The organism is Streptomyces sp. NPDC041796, from assembly GCF_055590785.1.
In genome coordinates this window covers 1-18,619 of the sequence record NZ_JBVJAH010000044.1, presented here as the reverse complement: position 1 = coordinate 18,619, position 18,619 = coordinate 1, and the positions used below count along the sequence as shown (strand labels likewise).

General features: G+C 67.4%; 18 protein-coding genes and 2 pseudogenes. 12 read left to right on the top strand and 8 right to left on the bottom strand.

Annotated elements, in window-relative coordinates; all coding sequences use genetic code 11:
- Positions 1–332: 332 nt before the first annotated feature.
- The 3 genes and pseudogenes from ACZ6C1_RS37390 to ACZ6C1_RS37380 all read right to left on the bottom strand — a co-directional run.
- Positions 333–943: pseudogene (locus tag ACZ6C1_RS37390) on the bottom strand (transposase family protein); the annotation flags it as partial.
- Positions 944–1,128: 185 nt separating this feature from the next.
- Complete coding sequence (locus tag ACZ6C1_RS37385) at positions 1,129–2,469, bottom strand: endonuclease domain-containing protein (RefSeq protein WP_469247526.1); 1,341 nt, start codon at positions 2,467–2,469, stop codon at positions 1,129–1,131.
- A 1,155-nt stretch (positions 2,470–3,624) separates the two neighbouring features.
- Positions 3,625–3,762, bottom strand: coding sequence for a hypothetical protein (locus ACZ6C1_RS37380; RefSeq protein WP_469247525.1), 138 nt, complete (start codon positions 3,760–3,762; stop codon positions 3,625–3,627).
- Here ACZ6C1_RS37380 and ACZ6C1_RS37375 point away from each other — a divergent pair.
- Positions 3,761–3,973: a hypothetical protein gene (locus ACZ6C1_RS37375; protein WP_469247524.1), complete on the top strand. Its 213-nt coding sequence runs from the start codon at positions 3,761–3,763 to the stop codon at positions 3,971–3,973. The two genes, ACZ6C1_RS37380 and ACZ6C1_RS37375, sit on opposite strands and share 2 nt — an antisense overlap.
- Before the next feature lie 3 nt (positions 3,974–3,976).
- On the opposite strand, the gene ACZ6C1_RS37370 is transcribed toward ACZ6C1_RS37375, so the two are convergent.
- Positions 3,977–4,375, bottom strand: a complete 399-nt coding sequence (locus tag ACZ6C1_RS37370; RefSeq protein WP_469247523.1) for a fic family toxin-antitoxin system, toxin component — start codon at positions 4,373–4,375, stop codon at positions 3,977–3,979.
- Positions 4,372–4,671, bottom strand: coding sequence for a hypothetical protein (locus tag ACZ6C1_RS37365; RefSeq protein ID WP_469247522.1), 300 nt, complete (start codon positions 4,669–4,671; stop codon positions 4,372–4,374). Before ACZ6C1_RS37365 ends, ACZ6C1_RS37370 begins: the two co-directional genes overlap by 4 nt.
- Before the next feature lie 1,502 nt (positions 4,672–6,173).
- Here ACZ6C1_RS37365 and ACZ6C1_RS37360 point away from each other — a divergent pair.
- Positions 6,174–6,991 (top strand): annotated as a pseudogene (locus ACZ6C1_RS37360) (IS5 family transposase).
- 285 nt (positions 6,992–7,276) lie between these two features.
- Positions 7,277–7,705, top strand: coding sequence for a hypothetical protein (locus tag ACZ6C1_RS37355; protein WP_469247521.1), 429 nt, complete (start codon positions 7,277–7,279; stop codon positions 7,703–7,705).
- A 62-nt stretch (positions 7,706–7,767) separates the two neighbouring features.
- Here the strand turns inward: ACZ6C1_RS37355 and ACZ6C1_RS37350 are convergent, their stop codons facing one another.
- A complete protein-coding gene (locus ACZ6C1_RS37350) occupies positions 7,768–8,256 on the bottom strand; it encodes a hypothetical protein (RefSeq protein WP_469247519.1) in 489 nt (162 codons plus the stop codon).
- Positions 8,257–8,450: 194 nt separating this feature from the next.
- On the opposite strand from ACZ6C1_RS37350, the gene ACZ6C1_RS37345 reads away from it, so the two are divergent.
- The 3 genes from ACZ6C1_RS37345 to ACZ6C1_RS37335 all read left to right on the top strand — a co-directional run bounded on the left by ACZ6C1_RS37345 (position 8,451) and on the right by ACZ6C1_RS37335 (position 9,843).
- Positions 8,451–8,603 (top strand): hypothetical protein, encoded by a 153-nt coding sequence (locus ACZ6C1_RS37345; RefSeq protein WP_469247518.1) that lies wholly within the window; start codon positions 8,451–8,453, stop codon positions 8,601–8,603.
- 457 nt (positions 8,604–9,060) lie between these two features.
- Positions 9,061–9,225 carry a hypothetical protein gene (locus ACZ6C1_RS37340; RefSeq protein ID WP_469247517.1) on the top strand — a complete coding sequence of 55 codons (165 nt, stop codon included), beginning with the start codon at positions 9,061–9,063 and terminating at the stop codon, positions 9,223–9,225.
- Positions 9,226–9,603: 378 nt separating this feature from the next.
- Positions 9,604–9,843 (top strand): hypothetical protein, encoded by a 240-nt coding sequence (locus tag ACZ6C1_RS37335; protein ID WP_469247515.1) that lies wholly within the window; start codon positions 9,604–9,606, stop codon positions 9,841–9,843.
- Between the two features lie 1,808 nt (positions 9,844–11,651).
- On the opposite strand, the gene ACZ6C1_RS37330 is transcribed toward ACZ6C1_RS37335, so the two are convergent.
- Positions 11,652–12,047: a hypothetical protein gene (locus tag ACZ6C1_RS37330; protein ID WP_469247514.1), complete on the bottom strand. Its 396-nt coding sequence runs from the start codon at positions 12,045–12,047 to the stop codon at positions 11,652–11,654.
- Positions 12,048–12,191: 144 nt separating this feature from the next.
- On the opposite strand from ACZ6C1_RS37330, the gene ACZ6C1_RS37325 reads away from it, so the two are divergent.
- The gene (locus ACZ6C1_RS37325) at positions 12,192–12,422 is read left to right on the top strand and encodes a hypothetical protein (RefSeq protein ID WP_469247513.1); all 231 of its coding nucleotides are present in this window, start codon (positions 12,192–12,194) and stop codon (positions 12,420–12,422) included.
- Positions 12,423–12,472: 50 nt separating this feature from the next.
- Here ACZ6C1_RS37325 and ACZ6C1_RS37320 read toward each other — a convergent pair whose 3' ends face one another.
- Positions 12,473–13,195, bottom strand: coding sequence for an IclR family transcriptional regulator domain-containing protein (locus ACZ6C1_RS37320; RefSeq protein WP_469247528.1), 723 nt, complete (start codon positions 13,193–13,195; stop codon positions 12,473–12,475).
- Between the two features lie 923 nt (positions 13,196–14,118).
- On the opposite strand from ACZ6C1_RS37320, the gene ACZ6C1_RS37315 reads away from it, so the two are divergent.
- The 5 genes from ACZ6C1_RS37315 to ACZ6C1_RS37295 form a co-directional block, all read left to right on the top strand.
- Positions 14,119–15,762, top strand: a complete 1,644-nt coding sequence (locus tag ACZ6C1_RS37315; protein WP_469247512.1) for a purple acid phosphatase family protein — start codon at positions 14,119–14,121, stop codon at positions 15,760–15,762.
- Positions 15,763–16,738: 976 nt separating this feature from the next.
- Entirely contained in the window at positions 16,739–16,921 is a 183-nt protein-coding gene (locus ACZ6C1_RS37310; protein WP_469247511.1) for a hypothetical protein, read from the top strand.
- A gap of 560 nt (positions 16,922–17,481) precedes the next feature.
- Positions 17,482–17,631 (top strand): hypothetical protein, encoded by a 150-nt coding sequence (locus ACZ6C1_RS37305; protein WP_469247510.1) that lies wholly within the window; start codon positions 17,482–17,484, stop codon positions 17,629–17,631.
- A gap of 3 nt (positions 17,632–17,634) precedes the next feature.
- On the top strand, positions 17,635–18,039 hold the full coding sequence (locus ACZ6C1_RS37300) for a hypothetical protein (protein WP_469247509.1): 405 nt from the start codon (positions 17,635–17,637) through the stop codon (positions 18,037–18,039).
- Positions 18,040–18,452: 413 nt separating this feature from the next.
- A partial coding sequence (locus ACZ6C1_RS37295; RefSeq protein ID WP_469247527.1) for a twin-arginine translocation signal domain-containing protein occupies positions 18,453–18,619 on the top strand: 167 nt, incomplete at its 3' end.

Genomic DNA, 18,619 nt, shown 5'->3' with positions numbered 1-18,619 from the left:
ACGACGAGCCCGATGCTCCACCCGCCGCGTCAGCACCATCGTCCGAGCCGTTCACACTCTGCTGACCTGCAGCTATTCAGGATGAAAGACGTTCAGTGGGTAATGGCGCGGGCACGCATCTTGCATGCGATTTACGAGAGGGGGCGTCAGCCGCAAATGGGGAACTTTGTATAACCCTCTCCAGATATTGGAGGAGTTGAGGCTGTTACCAATGACGACCCAACCCGGCACCTGTCAGAAATCCGGTGTGCCTTAGCCGCTGAATAGTGGAAGGAGCTGCCCTGGTCTGCGCCGACAATAGGTCTCGACGGCGGACGGTCAGTGAGCCGTTTTCATCCTGAATAGCTGCAGGTCAGCAGTGTGTGGATAGCTTGGATGCTGGTGCTGATGCGGCGGGTGGGGCATCGGGCTCGCCGGAGGATCCGCCAGGACTTCAACTGTGCGAAGGCGCGTTCGCCCGGGCGCTCTCAGTTTGGCGTGGTCGTGGTTGAAGTGCTGGTAGTGGGTGGGTTGTTCGCGGTGGTGGTAGTAGAGGGGTGCGGACGGTGGCGTCGGCACCTTGGTAGGCGCGGTCGGCGAGGACGGGGATCTGCCGGGTCAGGCAGGCCTGGACGATGCCGTGAGAATGCGGCGCGGTCAGGTCGTGGGTGTGGCCTGGTGTCGCGCGGGAGAACCAGAGTGGTGTGCCGTCGGGGCGGGTGATGACCTGCACGTTCATGTCGTGCTTGCGGTGTTTCATCGAGTAGTACGGCTCGTCGGCGGCGATGCGGTCGGTGGGGATCAGGGTGCCGTCCACGTTGACGTGGTCGCCCTCGCCCAGGCCGGTGAGAGCCTCGTGCAGGCCCGGCGCCCGGGCTGCGAGGACGTTCAGGGTCTCGTCGACGTAGCGCCAGGCCGTCGCGGTCGAGACGCCGAATCCTGCCGCGAGCTGGGCGAACGTCTTCGGCCGGATCGCCGAACGCACCGGCCAGAGTACAAGCAAGTTTGGAACGCTCTCGCCGTCCACGGCATCACACCCCGCAGCCGTACCAACGGCTCCACCTGACAGCCATTGGCTTCCTTCGAGCTCGGAGCACAGGCCGCCGGACGCGGTCCGGCGGCCTGTGGAGCCGCTTTGCTGGTGTTCGGTCAGAAGAGCGCCAAGCCTTCGCCGCTGGTGTCGGCGATGACGGGCCGCGGCTCGGCAGGTAGGCCGTCCAGGCGGTCGGGGCCGGCTTCGGCCGCCACAGCAGGGGCGGTCTCGGCTAGCCAGGCGCCGAACCGCTCGATGGCCTCCCGGTAGGGCACCCGTGCCAGGACGCGGTGCTCACCGGAGGGGCAGAAGTCGACGGAGACGGTGAGCAGGCAGGAGCGGGGTGTGTTCTGGCTGCCTGTCCACGAGACGCGCAGCACTCCGCAGGGCTTGCGCCCGCGGGAGCCAGGGTGGGTGGGGCGCAGGGTGCGGGTGGCTGTGTGGGCGGTCCATGCGGCGAGGTGAGGCAGAGGCAGAGTGGTGCGGGTGCGGCAGCCCGGACAGCGGTGCCAGTGGCGCAGCCAGCCGACCGCGTCGGTGTCGAAGAGGCGCCGGTAGCGGCTGGCGACGCGGATGTCGTTGTCGTACAGGTGGTCGGGGCGCTCCAGCGTGTTGCAGGACGGGCAGACCGGGGCGCGGACGTAGCCGTGTTCATGGCAGTGATCCAGCACAGAAGCCGGTGCTGTACCGCAGACGGCACATACCCACCCGGCCACCTGGCGGGACATGCCGGGCTTGCGGCTCAGCACTGAGTACAACTGACCTCGCAGCTCGCCCGTATACGGGCGCTGCGGGATGGCTGGAGCGTTCACGCCCGTCGCGGACTGGCTGTCGGTGACCCGAGGACTTCGGCGGTGCTGTTCGGTGACAGCTGTGTCCGCGGTGCAGGCCCGCGTGGTGTGCAGCCACTCGGCTTCGGTGTGCTCGGCCGCGTCCAGCAGCCTGACCACGGCACGCGGAAGCCACCACGACCGCTCCACCCTGTCACGGAACCGCTGCACCAACAGCCGCCGCCAGTCGACCCCCGCCAGATGAGACCACGATCCGGGCTCATGGCCGGCCTGCCGTCCGGGATGATCTGCCTCTTGCAGTTCCCAGCTGATGCGCCGACGCCAACCACGCAGTGTTCCATACGCGCGCTCCTGCTCCGCCACACCACGGAACGGACCGATACGGACCAGGTCCAGTACGTCCATCTCCACCGCGTTCCACGCCGCCGCTGCCCGGCGCACCTCAGCCTGCGGAACACTGCACTGGCCGTCGCCCGTCATCACCAGCTCCACCAAACAGGCACCGAGCATGATGTACCGCCCCGACCGGACATCAGAAGAAAAGCGGGTGAATACCGCAGAAGTCGTCGGTACCGCGCTACCGGCCGTCAGGCTGACCCACATATCGTCCGCGGCGGCCAGAGTGACCAGGCCCTCTGCCCGGCCCGGGACAGCACGCTCAGACATACCGAAAGACTATCGACCGGCACCAGCAGACCGACAGCCGGTGCCTGGTTCTGGTGCCGGGAGGACCGCCTGGCCAATCGAGGCTGCAACACCGACCCCGCCCGCATCACCCAGCTCCTGCGAGCTCTCCTCGACCTGACGAACCTCGAAGTCAACCGCTGACGCATGATCTTCTCCGAGGACTTCCGCCCACGACCAGCACGTACCCAAGCACTGGTCACACCAGGCCTTTGACCAGCAACTTCAAGTTGGGGGAGGCTCGGGGCGCACCACTCCCGCGCGTCGGGTGCGCACTCGCCTGGTGCGGTGATGCGGTCACCGATGCAGAGCCACCGCGTTCTCCACGAAGGCCCGTCTGGTCCATCAGGGGCGGTACACGCTCTGCTTGAGGAGCAGGACGCCCGCTGTGGCGAGGACCAGCGCGCCCGCCACCGGACCCTCGGGGATGAGCCTCATGAGGTTCATCCCCTCCAGGCTGGCCAGTCCGAAAAGTCCGTACTGGATTGGGGGTGGCGGGGCGTAGCACACGCCTCGCCGTGGGACCGCCTCGGGCCCGTCCCGATGTAGAGGCTGGGGCGCTGGAAGCCTTGCACTCTCACGACGTCGTCAGGACCGTCCGCGGCGGATGCTGGTCTCGGACGCGTGCGGGGCCGGTGACGGTGCAGTCGTCCGGCACGGTGCGGATGGCCAGGGTCACGCCGCTGGTGAGAGTGCGGCTTGATGGTCTGGGGTTCGCCGTAGACGGAGAAGTACCGGACGATCGTGTGCGACGTGCCGACCTGGCCCAATACCAGGGCGGTCTGCTCCTTGCCCCACGCTTTGGTGTTGCCGTAGACGGACTTGGGCGGCATGCGGGTGAACTCGTGGAACTGGGGCGGGATGCGGCGGTACACGGACTCCAGCGACTGGCGCATGGGCAGCAGGTCGGGGCTGTCGGTCTCCTCGGGGTTGCCGTGCCGTAGACGCTGGCGGAGGAGACGAACACCATGCGGCGCACGCGGTCCGTCGCACGTGGGATCAGTCCTTGCCCTGGGGAGGAGTGACATGGAACGCCGCACCATGCTGGCCGCGACCGCCGCGTTCGTGCTGTCGGCGCTGAACCTCCCCGACGCCGAGGCCATCACCCACCGGGTGGCCGCCGCACCGGCCGGGGCCTTACGGGTCGGAGCCGGTGAAGTCGCGGCGATCCGGCAGATGACCCGAACCCTCGGCAACACCGCCGCCGAATACGGCGGCGCCCGAGGAGATCGGACGGTTCTCGCCGCTGGCGGGCCGCTGGACCAGGAGGGGCATGGGCGGATTCCAGACCTGCTCCGACCGACGATCGTTCTCAGGTGCAGTCACGACGCAGGCCGAGGCTCTGCCGCCCGACATCCTCGCCGCGCTCGTGCGTCAGGCCATCGAGGCGCAACGCGACCCCGAGGTCCACCAGCAGGCACTCGCCCGGAGGAAGCCGAGCGCAGGGCAATCCGCGCGCCTGAGTCGCGGGCCCGACCGCCGCTGACGTTCAGCCCTGGTCGGACACCGGCCAGGTGCGCAGCTGGCGGGCGATCTGGTAGACCCCGATCTGCCGGGCTGCGGAGTCCCGTACCAGTGCGACGGCATCCTTCGGCTCGTATTCGAGCGGGTAGCCGTTGAAGTCCAGGTACGCCTCGCAGGAGTGCCAGGCGAAAGCGTCGTTGGAGTGCTCCAGGCACGGCAACCGGGTCAGTGTCTCCAGCAGAGCGGCCGCCTTCAGGAACACCGAGCCGTAGACATCCCAGACCCCCATGGGGCGCGCGTTGACCCGGGCTACGGCCGCGTACAAGGGCCCGAGGTCGTCGACTTGGGGATCACCGGGGAGCAACTCCGCGGCAGCAAGAAGGAACGGCACGTCGATGGTGTGCCGCGGTTCGGGCTGGGTCACGCCGCGTGACCCCGTTCCGTGCTCTCGAACTCGGCGCGCGCAGCACGCTCCGCCGCGCGCTGCTCACCGATCGGGTCCAGCGAGTCGGCTTCGGCCGTGAACGCGTCGCCGCTACGGCCCATGGACCGCTCGAACGCGGTGAGGAAGTGCCGCTTGACTGAGGTCGCCCGCTCGTATGCAGCGGTGAGGACATATTCCTGCATGCTGACACCGGCCTCCCTCGCAGCGGCCGCGATGGCCTCACGCTGCTGAGGGTCGGGGAACCGCAGGTTCATGGCCTTCGAAGAATCCGACATGGTATCCGCGGTACCAGCGGTACCAATATGCTGCAGCAAGAGATCGTCGTCCCTTTCTGTCCGACCGCCAGGCTGCTCGCGAACGGGTGGGACAGCCGGGAGGACCTGCTCGCCATCGCCTGCCACGGCCTTCCCCCACGCTCTCCTTGTCGGCCCACATGGCCGGGCCGGCGAGGAGGAGGTGCATGAGTTTCTCGCCGAGCGGTGGACTGCGTCGCTGCTGGCCTGGTTGATGATCTTCCCCACCGCCCTGGACACGACCTCCTCGCCGTGCGCGTGCGGCGCGCTGGGCACCCGCCCGGTCACGCGGGACGGCGACCGGTCAGCAAACGGCACACCGCAAGGGGCAAGACCCTCGGCTAGACCTGGTCGGGTTCGAGCAGGGCACCGACGTCACGATACGCGTGCGATTCAAGGGCATCGAAGCTGCGACAAGACCAAGTACATCGGCAAACACGCCTCCTTCTAGCACCCCGCGCGGACCGGCAGACCCCAGTGCACGAGCCGCCCGAGGAAGAGGGTGCGGCGACAGGCAGCGGGATCACGGCGGCCGGGAGGGTAGGCAGATGCTGCGGCCTTCAGGGTCTGGGATGACAGGACGGGACCCTGGGGGCAGCCCCGTGCGCTGGTCGCCGCCCCCGACACCCTAAGTTCGACGGCTACCGCTGCCTGCTGTTCACCCCGGCAAAGCCGGGCGGGTCTGGAAGCCGGAAGAGCCCAGGTTGGCCCGGTCACCCACAGCTCTGACACCCGTCGAAGAGCAACCACGTCACGCCCACGCTCGCTCCCCGGGTTCCCCAGTTGGTTCACTCCGTGAACCAACTGGGGCGAAGAGTAGTTGTGAGGAAATTCGGGATCGGCATCACCATGACGAGAGCGGCTGAGTCAGTCTGAACGGTCCTCTCCTGGATGTCCCAGCCACCGCGAGACCGGCCAGCACCAGGCCACTTCGCACCTGCCCGGCGCCGCAGGCCGCAGCCATCTGTCATGGCGGACGCTGGGCCCCGGGCAGCATGAGTAGTGGGATGCGGGACAGCAGCCGGGGCGCACCACGTGTGGGGCCCCGGCGCCGTAGACCGCCCGCGGCCGCAACACCACGGCGCGTGCGGCGAGCGCCAGCGCCTCGTTGGCGGCCTTGGTGCGGCCATGGGGAGCGCCAGCCGGGCAGGGCCGCGCCGGTTGACGCGCGCAGGACGGTGGGGCGGTGGGGGCAGGCGCTGCGAGGGTGTCGTCGAGCTGGGCGCCGGACAGGCGCGCGCTGGGACAGCGTGGGTGCCGGCGCTGAAGATGAGCTGGGCCCATGCTCGGGCACGTGGCTGATGGTGCTGGGGGGCGGTACTGCGGCGGTTGCAGTGCTGGCAGCAGCAGCGGCGCTTGCCCGGTGGTTGGGTGAGAGGCGACCTGGTCGCCGGGCTGCTGACCTCAATGGCCTTCTCCCTTAGAGGTCCTAACAGAAGTTGTTGATCAAGTGACCGTCGGCTTGTCTGCTCGTTGGTCGGGGCGTGGGGAAACGTCAGTCGCGGCCGTGGATCGTGTCGGACGAACTGTGGTCGCTCATCGAGCCGTTACTGCCCGAGCCGGTGCCGAAGCTGGTGGCGGGCCGGCCGCGAGTGCCGGACCGGCAGGCCCTGTGCGGGATTCTGTTCGTGCTGCACACCGGCATCCAGTGGGAGTATCTGCCGCAGGAGCTCGGTTTTGGTTCGGGCATGACGTGCTGGCGACGCCTGGCCGCCTGGAACGAGGCCGGCGTGTGGGACCAGCTGCACGTGGTGCTGCTGAAGAAGCTGCGGTCGGCGAAGCAGCTGGACTGGTCTCGGGCGGTGATCGACTCCTCCCATGTGCGGGCGGCTCGCAGGGGCCCAAAAGCGGTCCCAGCCCGGTCGACCGCGCACGGCCGGGCAGCAAACACCACGTCCTTGTCGATGGCCAGGGCGTCCCGCTCGCGGTGTCGCTGACCGGCGACAACCGCAACGACGTCACCCAACTTCTGGCCCTGCTGGACAAGGTCCCACCCGTGGCCGGCGTCGTCGGACGGCCACGCAGAAGACCGGACATGCTCTTCGCCGACCGGGGCTACGACCACGACAAGTACCGGCGGCTGGTGTGGAAACGCGGTATCCGGCCCGTGATCGCCGAACGCGGACAGCCGCACGGCTCCGGCCTGGGCATCTTCCGCTGGGTCGTCGAGCGCACGATCTCCTGGCTGCACGGCTTCCGCCGCCTGCGCATCCGCTGGGAGAGACGCGACGACATCCACGAAGCCTTCCTCGGCCTCGCCACCTGCCTCATCACCCACCGCCACGTCCAACGCCTTTGTTAGGACCTCTAAGGAACTCGACGCACTCGCGTTCTTCTTTTACGTCCGCATGTCCGCCAACGCTCTCCAAGTGCTTCGGTGACGTGACGGACCTGGTTGTCCTGGGCAGCATTCAGTGGTGCGCCCCGGCCGTCGACACGGCCGCCCGGGCCCCGCACCTGCGACTCGTCCAGGACTGACTCACCCCCTGGGGAGCAGCACCCCGGCTGCGCCCCGGCTCCCCCCCCCCGTGGCGGGGGAGTAGCACCCCCGTAGCACCGAGCGCAGATGCGAAAGCGAGGTAGACCCATGACCTACAGCCTTCCCCCGATGGACCCCGCCGTAGAGCGTGCTGCCCGCCTGCTGAAGGGGATGCTTCATGCTGTCGGCGACGGGTGTCACACCCTGGTCGTTTCGGTCAGAGACCGTGCCCAAGATGTCGTGCTCACCCTTCCGTTCCACAACTTCGGTGACGCCACTGCAATGGATGTGGAAGCCGCCGTCGACGTCGTCGTGCTGCTGTCCCTGACGTCTGGCTGCATCGGCGGCGCAGTCGTACGCACCAGCCGTAGCGATGGCACCTCCCGCGTCCTGGGCTGGCGGCTGAGCGGCTGCACCGCCCACCCACTCAATCGGGCCGAAATCTTCGACGCCTACTGCACGGACTTCGCTACCGGCGAGCCGATCCCGCCGGAGCCGGACATGGAGTACTCCGACGCGCCGCCCGTACTGGCCTGACGCCCCATACCGGGGCACTGCCCGACCGGCTGTGCCCCGCCCCCGATCGGCGGACCTATTCCCTAGTCGATGAAGAACACCCCCGAATCCATGATCATGCTATGATATAGTTGTCCTGTTTCGTTCATGGAGGCAGTAGGCCAACGCCGAGAACGCACCTCTGTGACAGATGGGGTCACCCGTACCCGCACGCCCGACGCCCTGCTCATCAATTCCGAGATGGACATCGTCCCGGTCAACCTGTCTGCCGACTGACCGTCATGCGAGCCGTGATCCGCCGCGAGCGGCGGCCAGCCGCTGCTGGATGTCAGGTCGGTGTGTTTCTGCTTGCGCGGTGAGGTCTGGTCGCCCACAGCGTCGCGTCCTGGAGTTTGGGCGTCTTTCGTGGTGGCATAACGGCCGACTGAAGCGCCCACCGGACGGTCCTTCGGTGATTTCTCCGCCAACGCGCGCTGAGGCAGCGTCGGGTCAAGGCGCTTGTTCCTGCGGGTCTCCGCAAATAGTTCGATGCGCGACGAAACCGCCCCGGCCTCCGACACGACCATGGCCACGGCACAGTCTCTGACGTGAGCATGAACGACGGACCACGCCCTGTGTCGGCGTGGAGCCAGATCAACTTCTTACACCCGGTGGAGCCACTGCACCCTCCCACCGCGGAGCGAAAAGCAAGTGCTTACAGACCGGCTCTGGCCTCAGTCACGAGGAACGGCGTCTGATAATCACCCTGCCGTTCGCGGGCCTTGCCATGGCTGCCACCGTCATCGGCAGCGCGATCAGTAAGGCGCGTTCTGCCGTCACGAAGAACGTCTACGAGGATGCTATCTACCACACCGAGGACCACATCAACAGCACCACGCGCGGGGCGTTCTTCGCCCGCACCCGCAACGAGATTCGCTGACCAGTTCCGGCCATCCCGCCACCACTCACCACCAACCCTTCCCCGAAGGAACAGCTGCACCATGCCCAACAACGACAGGCAGAAAGAACGGCCAGTCCGGCCCGGACAGCATCCCCGACCAGTTCGAACTGCCCCCGGCCCGCAAGAACAGGCAGCGCCTCGCGCGGCTGTGCACCGCGTGGAAGGAGTCCTGACACGAGGGCGAATTCCTCTACCAGCGGTGGAAAGAGGTCCTCCAAGCCAGGCACGCAAGCCGGCACGAGGTCGCCAACTCGATCAAGGCGGTGGCGCTGTTCGGCGGGCCCAGCCTCATCGTGACAATGGTGGACGCCGCCGGTGACATCACCTCGACCAGGCCGCGCACCTGGCTGTTGCCCCGGCCGCACTGTAACCGTTCTGGCAGCTGACCGGGCTGCTCGGACTCATCGGTGGGTTCCTCGGCCACGCCGGTGCCTGGGTGCAGTTCGGCATCGGCAGCCTCGCCATGATCTGGTCCGCCGCCCTAGCCGGAGGCTGCGCCGTCGCCACCGGGCTCGCCGCCCTCATGTGGGCGCTGGCCAGCATCTTCGCCCTGCGCGGCCTGACCCTGCGGCCCATCATCCACCACTATCCGCCGCAGTAAGACTCGTTCGACTCCCGTGCTCGACCCGCATGCACCCCACCCTTACCCCGGTGGACGACGACTTCGGCGACCGACAATGTCCGCCCGCTCCAGCACTGACACCGAACCTCGCCCCGCCCAGCACCACCACCGCGCACCGAAGCAAATCTGCTGAAGCTGCAGGACACCGAGTTCTGCGTCGGCACCTTCCACGGAAGCCACGACAGCCACCCCGCCAACGTCACGCCAACCGCGACGACAACCGCCTCGACCCTTACGTCTGAACCTGCACCTGCGGCGCGTCCCGCTCCTTCTCGACCGATCACGGCGCGACACCACCGCTGGCAGCACACCCACCCCACGCGCCACCCCGTTCCCGAGCGAGAAGGAGACCCGGTCTTGGCGAAAGCTCCGACCGTCGTAGGAGTGCTCATCGAGTCCCCGGCACCGACCTGGTGGAAGGCCAACTGCCACAAGGTTTTCGCCATCGGCGGACTGCTGATCGGATACCTGATCGGCACTCATCTGCACAGCACCCCCCAGCAGCCACAGGAGACGCCCCGACGGGGCCACACCACGCCCGGCCCGGCCACGCCCGGAGAGCACCTCACGCGCACGGCCCGCAGTCTTGCCACATAACCCAGCCGCACCACCCGCCGCGCCCCGCCAACACCAGCACGACGACCGCGGGGCAGCAGCGGTATCTATCGACGATTTGCAGGAACTGCTCTTGCTCTTCCCACCCACGCCGCCCAATTGGCCGGCCCCGCCCGCAGCGTCGGCGCCCCGCTACCCGCAGCGCCCCGACCGGCTGCCCGGACGCCTGGAGCGGGCGATGTCCAGAACGCGCAAGAAGCAGCGTCGCGAGACCAACCCCGCGCCCGCTCTGACGCGACCTGCCGGAGTTTGATCACGGGCTCTCCCGAAGGTTTGGTCCCACAGCGTTACTGCTCAGCGTTCAACCTGTCGAAGTCCCGCCGTTGGGCGGCGAGCCAGTGTCCGATGTCGTCTCTGTGTCGGGTGACGCCGGGCACGATGTCGGTGAGGCAGGCGCCTTCCGGCGTGGAGCTGCCGCAGGTAGGTGTAGTGACGTTGCCAGTCGACGGTCCAAGTACGGCGGGGTTCCAGTCGGCGGATGTTGGTCAGCCACCTGTCCGACGGGCTCGTCCAGTGCAACCCCTCTCGTGGTGCGGCGAGGATTCCGCGCTGGGCGTGGTAAGCCCGCGCGGCGGCGGGGCGTCTCGAAGGCGGCGTCGGCGGTGTCCTACAAGATCCCAGCCCCTCTAGCTCGACGGCCTGTTCCCCGGACATGGTCCCGGCCCGGAAGACCCGCCGCTGGTCGGGAGCCACCGTCCCAGGGGGTAGGCGCTTCGGTGTGGTCGCAGACCTCCAGCCCGTCCTCCCGCTCCGGTCCCGCAAGGGGGCCTCGTACCCGCGGCGACAGTCGGCGCCTCGGAGGCGAGAACCTGGTAGCTGATCCATTTCGCGATCAGCGCCGGGTCCCGGGGGGAGTGAACCAGAGCAGCAGCCGGGTCTCCTCCTTCCTCTCGGCGGCCCCCTCACCAACCAGTGGCGACGCCAGTGAAGGACGGCGGCACCTCGCTGAGCGTCCCCGGGTGTGCGAGGCATTCACGCAGCAGGATGTCCGTGACAGACTGTGTCCAGGGCGCTTTGCCTTGTCGAGTGACGAGCGGCCAGGGCGCACAGTTTTCGGACTGCTTGATGGCGACGTCTCATCCTGTGGCGAGGAGAGTGGGCACTTTGGGCCTTCGATCTACATGGTCCTTGATGGTACGGAGGGCGACAGGCTCTGCGAATCAGAGATCCATACAGGTCCGAAACTCTGGTCCTTCACGTGCTCATCTCCCTGGGCACCGAGACCCGCTCTTCGCCGGCGCACTTGCTGTACGGTCGAGGGCGGAATGTGCCCGCGACCCGCCGCATCACCAACCAATCACCAGGGAGGCTGGTGCTCAGGGTACTGAGCAGAGCCTCCTGGAATCGCTTTCTTGGTTCGAGGGCGTCCCAACGTCACCTCCCAGAGCGATCGAGGAAAGCTGGCGGGTGCTGATTGGAGTGGGTGCCACTGCGGGGCCTGTCTTCACCCACCGGGCCTTGCCAGTGGAGACAACGGGCGCGCAATGCAGGGACAGAAAATGACGTCTTGATCTGCAGGGGTACATTGTGTGCGACGAGTGCTACAAGCCTTTTGATGAGTGCGAGTGCTCTAACTCGCCCGGATACATCGCGGGACTTCAAGTCATCGAAGAGATGAAGCAGAAAATGAGGCCACCGGCGGTGCCGACTCTGTTCGCGGGTGGTGTTGCCGTCGAGTGCCAGAGCGACGATGACTCACGTGGGACTGGCTGACTGGCTCGTGCGACGGGGCGGGTCTTGCTTTTGTGGACACACTGAAATGCCCCCTTCTGGGCGTGGCCTGCCCTCGCTCACAGCCCGTGCCCGTCGAGGATGCCCATCAGCTTCCGCCTGTGTTTCAGTTCTGTGCGCAGGGCGAGGTACACGGTGAACGCGTCCTCGGTCCCTAGCGTGCGGTGAGAGTCACGTGCACCCATCAGCAGTCCCGCCAGGCGCTCGTAGGCGCGCTCCCCGGTCTGCCTCTTCACCTGTTCGAGCAGCCGCAGGCACGCCGAGCGCCTCGGCTGGATGTGTCTGACGCGACAGGTCGGCGAGCTGCTCACACTGCCGGTCACCGGCCTGGCCGCATCCCGCCAGTCGGCGTCCAGGGCGCCGTCGTCGAGCAGCACATCGATCAGCTTGGGCCCGCCGTACCAACCGCCGCTGTCACCACGGGCGTCCTCGCTCAACGTGGCCAGCGCCACCACGCGCTTAGCCTCCCAGCGTTCCGTGGCCCGGGCGGCAGACCGCAGCTGCTGATACGCAGCTAGCGACCGCTCGACACGGAGCCGGTCCCACCGCACCGCGACCGCGTCGGCCGCCCGCCCCGCCTTCGCGTACCAGACGCACACATGGTCGACTGGCACAGTCCCGCCGTCCGCGCGGCTTGCCGATTCCAGTTCCTCGGCGATGCGCAGATGTGTGGTACCGGACGGGTCGAGGTCCTGCGCGTCCAGCGCGTCGACGTCGCCCGCCGCCTTGACCAGGCGTTCTGCAGGATGCCGGACAGCGATCTGCGCTTGGTCTGCACCGGTCCTCCTGGCAGGAGTGGTATCGACGTCTGTGCGGACGCCGATACCTGATGATCCCGCTTATAGGACCGCGGCGCAGGTGGCGCTGATCGGTTCGAGGGTCACGACGTGTTCCTCGCGGCCGACGACGACCTCGTCCCAGTCCATGGCTGGCGGTTGCTCAGGCTCCTCATTTTTTTCGTTTCGTGGCGGCTGTCCCGCGAAGGTGGCTGTTCAACCGGCGCCGGTGGGAGAGTGGGCTTGGTGAGGACTGTGATCGGTTCGGACCTCTGCTGGAGGACTTCGCTAGGTGGGACGACGATGATCTCCTGCCCTGGTGCGCCAGTCGGCTCCACGGGCGGATTGCCAGCCAGGAGAAGCGACAGCAGGACCACGGTGGACTGATCGGACAGGATCTGCGCGGCCTCTTCCAAGCGGTGTTGCTGGTCGGCGGGCATGGACAGGGCCAGGGCATCGGCCTGGTTTCCCAGATCGAGCGGAATAGCCACACACACTTCGCTGGTGGAGTACTCCTGGCGGTCGAACTGCGCTGCATGGGGGCCGTGCTCGTCAATGGTCGCGAACAGCTGGCGCGTATCGGTGATGGTGCGCGAGGTCAAACGGGCGGCCCGATGGCGTGAGAGGTGCTCCATGCGCTGCTCGAACGGCAGTTGTGCCAACAGGCTCTTGCCCACCGCACTGGCGTGGGCCGCGGCGCGGAAGTCCACCCACTCATACACGCGCGGCGCCTGGGGCCCGTCGGAGTACCGCGAGATATGGATCTCCCCGTCGGTGTAGCTGCTGACGTAGACCGCCGCGCCCACCGCGTCTCGCAGAGCAGCCAGTTTGTGCTGCAGCGCACGACGGTCACTTGATCAACAACTTCTGTTAGGACCTCTAAGGCGTCGTGGGGGACACGTGCAGAGTCAGGCTGAGGTACTGGAAAGAGGCCAGGGGAGTGTCTCAGGCGCAGGTCATGAGACGTTCGTCGGGCTTCCGCACTGGTCCGGCACTCTCTACCTGCCGAAGGGCGAGGACGCAGGGCGGCTTCGGGAGATCTTCGAGACAGCCCTTTCCGCCGAAGACACGATGCTCCGCATTGGTGACCAGGAGGCTCCGCTCAGTGTCGACGGTTCTGCGGACCCCGACTCGGGGGGCTGGAGATTGCGCACGTGGCGGGTTCGAGTAGGTTGGATCGGCGTAGACCGAACGCTATGCCGTCCGTTGAGGGTCCGGGCCGTGGTCCCGGGATGTGGCCTGGGTGGATGTCACCGGTCCCGCCCATTCGAGGCCGAGAGCCCACTCTGCTGCCGAGCAACCAGCCGCTCCGGTACGTGGCGATGGCGACGGCGAAAAGTGGCCGATGGATGGTGACTGACTACAAGCCCGGACGGAGCGTGCACATGCTGAGGCGGCGGCGGCCGCGGTGGTTCTGGTGGTGGGCTCGTCCCGGTACGTGGATGGCGGGCCAGGCGGCGGCGCGGGAACGGGCAGGGCCAGGTCCGCCGGTGCTTCGGGGGCGGGGGCTCAGCTGCCATTGGTCTGCCTGGTCTGGATTATAGGCCGGAAAGCGCGCCTGTATGCGCTCACTGGCCATGACGCCTACTGGACGTGGACTTCTTCAGGCTGGAGGCTGGCTGACCGAAGGGATCCGCGGGATGCGTGTCCTTGCGGAAGTGGGCTGTCCATGCGGCGACTGCCAGCTGCCTGGTGGTCCAGCAATTTTAGTCCTTTGTCCGAAGAGGGCGTCGGTGAGGTGAAGCGATTCATGGAGATCAGGCGCAGATCGATCCTGGTCGGGGGCGGTGCTGTGGGTGCCGCGCTGGTGGGCGGCGGTGTGGGCGCAACCCCGGCCGCCGGATCCTCGCCGCTGCTGCAGGTGCGGCCGCACCAAGCGGGGACCCCCAGCGTGACGGGCCTGCACCTGCAGTTCGGGACGGATCCCTCGTCAGAGATGACCGTCTCATGGATCACCCCGCAGTCGGTGCGCCGCCCACAGGTCAGGCTCGGATCGGCCGATGGCGGGCTCGGCCTGGCCGTAAGCGCTGAAACGCGGACCTACCGGGACGGGCTGTCCAAGGAGGAGGTCTGCGTCCACCATGCGCGCCTGACGGGTCTGCGTCCGGCGACCACATACCTGTATGCGGCCGGGCATGACGGAACCACTGCGCAGATAGGGTCGTTCACTACCGCACCCTGCGGTCGGCACCCCTTCACCTTCACCAGCTTCGGCGACCAGGCAACCCCCGATCTGCGCCGGTTGATCACCCTTCCGGACGGGGTGCCCTCGCCTACCGGCCCCTACCCGCTGTACACAAACAGCCAGATCGCTTCTCCCGCGGCCGGCGACATCGTCGCGGCTGTCGAACGCATCGCCCCGCTGTTCAACCTTGTCAACGGCGACCTCTGCTACGCCCCAGTTGGCAGCCTGTACTTCGGACAGAACCGCCTTCACACCTGGGCTGAGTGGTTCATCAACAACAGCCGCTCGGCCCGGTTCCGCCCGTGGATGCCCTGCGCAGGCAACCACGAGAACGAGAAGGACAACGGCCCGATCGGGATGACCGGTTACCAGACATACTTCGCGCTGCCGAAGTCCTCCGCAGACTCAGACGAGGAAACCCGCGGGATGTGGTACGCATTCACCGTCGGCTCGGTCCGGTTCATCTTGCTGAACAATGACGACGTGGCCATCCAGGACGGCGGGGACAGGTATATCCGTGGTTACTCCGGGGGCGCCCAACGCCGCTGGCTGGAGAGGGAGCTGAAGGCGGCACGCGCGGGCCGCCACATCGACTGGATCGTAGTCTGCATGCACCAGCCGTTCATCTCCAGCTCCCGCGCCAGCAACGGCAGTGACCTCGGAGTGCGCGAGGCCTGGGGACCTCTGTTCGACGCATACGGCGTCGACCTCGTAGTCAGCGGCCACGAACACCACTACGAGCGCTCACACCCGCTGCGCGGCGCGCTCCCGAACCACACCCGTACACCCATTCCTGCCTCTACACGCACCGACCTCATCGACACCAGTCGGGGCACAGTCCATATGATCATCGGCGGGGGCGGGAACTTCGCCACAGACCAGGACCGGCTCTTCGAGACGCCGCAGGGCCGGGTCATCGTCGCTCTCAGTGATCAGTCCAGCCCGGCCCTGCCTGATCACAAGGACTCCGTCTGGGTCACAGAGGACGCCCCCTGGGCCGCCGTCCAGGACCGCAAGCACACACACGGCTTCGCCGCCTTCGACGTCGACCCCGGCCACCGGCCCGGCGGCCTGACCCGGATGAACGTCACATATTACACCTTCAACGGCCCCCACGGCGACCTGAAGGCGGTCGATACCTTCATCCTCCAACGCCCACGGTCCGACGGACCGCACTGGCGAGTGCGCCAACGCGACCTCGCGCGTTAATGAGGTCCTTCAGCGTCGCTTCCCAAATGTGGGGGCCTTGGGGCATTGCCCAGGCGGCTCGCCGGGGATACAACAAGGCGCCTCGTCGCGCACAGCCGCGATCCGTTCTGAGAGGTATTTGAGCTGGTGAGACACCTTAGCGCCGGCCCTGTGACATAGGACCAGGGCTCGGTGGCACCGCGGAAGAGCCCCTCGCATACCTCAGGGCCCCGTTCCTCTGCAAGGTCAGCAGGCGCTTTTCGAGCCTGATGCCGACGAAGATCTTCACCCAGTATGCACGTCGCGACGCTTGCCGGAGTTGAAGCCTCCCGACTCCTTGAGGGCATCACGAAGACGTGTCGCGAAAGGGTTGCTCAGTCGGTTCGTCGTGCAGAGCCCGATGAAGCGTCTCGGCCGCGTTGACGACGTCGAGCAACTGCAGCCGCAGGGATCCGGACCGTTGACAGGGTTCCACCGCCTCCAGAGGCACAGAACAACGGCGAGCAACCTTGAGCCACGCCGGGAGGAACGACGGCACTTCTTCCAAGGAAGGAGACAAAGGAAGTGGCGCCTGCAGACCAGGTGCCAGCTCCTCGATCTCCTGGCCCGCAAGCGGATCGACCTGCCGGCCGCGCAGCCCACCAGGCCGACAGCCCCGTGATCTTAACCGCGCTGATGAGAAGCGAGTCAGTGACCTCACCCCCGCGCACGACCTGTTCGACCCGCCACGACATGGTCCACTGGTTACTGGCGACGTCAGCCGCATCCAAGTTGGGTCCTCGAACCTCGGCGTCTAGATAGCACTGTATGAGGGTGTACGGATCCCCTTGGCAGCATCCCCAGATGGTGTGCGGCGGGACAAGGCGCAGGCCGTCCCATCCGCCAGCGGTCACCAGAAGGGGGCCGATGAGGTTTAGGCGCCACCCATCCGACACTCGCGACAACGACCCAGGCACCCGGCGGTCCGGCGCATCTGGAATTGGGACACCAGCTGTGGATGCTCACCGAGGAAGGCCACAAGGAAGCCAAGCTGCGGCTGCCGAAGAACGTACGGATCTCCGCGCTGCGCAAGCTCGAGTACGACCAAGGCGAGCCGGTCGCCAGCGACGGCTACGACGAACACGCCGCCGCCGTGCTCACCGGGGCCGGGTTCGGTACACCGCTGTCGTGGCAGACCTAGATCGGCCGCAAGCTCCACTCCGGCTACACCCAGTACGCCGCCCGACGATGCGCGTCCCGGACGCCGGAGTGCCCGCGATGCTCCTGGAGGTCGACCGCCTACAAGGGCACCGGTCCTGGGGCAGCGAGAGCGACGGCCTGTGCGGGCCGTGCGCGGACGCAGCGAGCGCTCGGACCACAGCTGAACGTGCCTCGCGCCGCTAGGCGGAACAGGCTGGTGCCTGCGCGGTGGCCGACCTTCCGGCGGCCAGGAGCCGCGGCGTGTTCGGGATGGGGCGGCCCCGGTAGCCCAGGCAAGCCCAAAGGGAGCCCGGGCAAGCCGTTTCCCCGGCCGGCGGCTTGCCCACCGCCCGGGCGCGCCTGGGCGGTGACCATGCTTCGACAAGGGCCCCACGGTCGTACGGCGCGACGTGCACCGCACGGGCCGTGTCTGGAGCGAGCACGTTCTGCTCGTCGTCGCCGACACGAATGAGGGCCTGGTGGCGCCTGCCAGCCGGGAGCCGAGACCCGCTGGCCGGCCCTGTATGTGTATGCCAGGGCCGCGACGATGGCGACCGGTCGGTGCGCACGGAGGCGTTCGACGCGATGGCGACCGGCATGTGGGAGCTCGCGTGCGCGGTGTGGCAGGAGACCGAGCTGCTGCTATGGAAGCCGCCGGCGGCATGGTTCAGGGTCAACGCCTGCTACACGAGCGGCGGGCCGTGGAACTGATACGTGAACTTCGAGCCTCCCGCCTGCCGTACGACGGACGGCCTGCACACCTTCGACCTCAGCGTGGATTTGGTGATCCCGCCTGACCTCACCCGCTGGGAGTGGAACGGCGAAGACAAATCCGCGCCCGTGAGGCGGCTCGGCATCGTTACCGACACCGAGCACCAGGCCGTGGACGCCGCGCGCGACGAGGTCCTCGCGATGCTCACCGAACGCTCCGGCCTGTTCGCGCACGCCGAGCGGTGGGCGGCCTGGTGCTGGGAGCTAGCTTGGTTCACGCCGCGCCTTGCTACAGCCCGCCCCAAGCGAGCAGAAGGTTGCACCCAAGGGCGGCTGAACCGTTGGCTGGATGGTTGCTTCCAGCAGGGGACCGGAGGTACTGACCCCCAAATCGGACACCCCCCATGACGACCTCAACGACCGCCTCACCACATAGGACACGGTCTTAGCCGCAAGAGGTGTCCTCCTGCGCGAAGCCCGAGGGAAGCGGGACCGGCAGCGCGTCACGCACGACGGCCCACTCCGCGTCGCTCATGACGGACGGGTCGCCCGCCTGTGCGAACGATCCCGGACGTCCCCGAACCAGTGAGCGAGGCAATCACACGTCAGGGCATCCGAGTTGGACGACACCGGCGCTGACACGGAAGACTGCAGCACCAGGGGCCTCCTGTTGCTCGGTTGGATTCGACACCCACGAGCTGTACGGAAGGCCCACTTTCACGCTCAGCAAGCCAGAAGATCACCCGATCGAGTCGACGACAGCCAGCGTTCCTGTTCGGCGTCGTGCAATGACGGCGACAACCGTCGTCAGGGGAGGGCCCATGCCGTCCGCATATCGGCACACCCAGCAGCACGATCCCGAACTCCGCGTCGCCGCCCGTCACTTCGGCCGTCGTGGCTTCCTCACCGTCTCCGGAGCCGCCGCCGCCCTCGCCCTCTCGGTGAACCTGCCCGGCACGGCCCACGCCGCCGAGGCCGACGCCCGGGC

Bases quoted from the DNA above. Each gene is read 5' to 3' on its own strand.
- ACZ6C1_RS37385 (WP_469247526.1), bottom strand. From the start codon at position 2,469: ATGTCTGAGCGTGCTGTCCCGGGCCGGGCAGAGGGCCTGGTCACTCTG.
- ACZ6C1_RS37375 (WP_469247524.1), top strand. From the start codon at position 3,761: ATGGGCGGATTCCAGACCTGCTCCGACCGACGATCGTTCTCAGGTGCA.
- ACZ6C1_RS37380 (WP_469247525.1), bottom strand. From the start codon at position 3,762: ATGCCCCTCCTGGTCCAGCGGCCCGCCAGCGGCGAGAACCGTCCGATC.
- ACZ6C1_RS37365 (WP_469247522.1), bottom strand. From the start codon at position 4,671: ATGTCGGATTCTTCGAAGGCCATGAACCTGCGGTTCCCCGACCCTCAG.
- ACZ6C1_RS37355 (WP_469247521.1), top strand. From the start codon at position 7,277: ATGACCTACAGCCTTCCCCCGATGGACCCCGCCGTAGAGCGTGCTGCC.
- ACZ6C1_RS37345 (WP_469247518.1), top strand. From the start codon at position 8,451: ATGGCTGCCACCGTCATCGGCAGCGCGATCAGTAAGGCGCGTTCTGCC.
- ACZ6C1_RS37325 (WP_469247513.1), top strand. From the start codon at position 12,192: ATGGTCGACTGGCACAGTCCCGCCGTCCGCGCGGCTTGCCGATTCCAG.
- ACZ6C1_RS37315 (WP_469247512.1), top strand. From the start codon at position 14,119: ATGGAGATCAGGCGCAGATCGATCCTGGTCGGGGGCGGTGCTGTGGGT.
- ACZ6C1_RS37310 (WP_469247511.1), top strand. From the start codon at position 16,739: ATGCTCACCGAGGAAGGCCACAAGGAAGCCAAGCTGCGGCTGCCGAAG.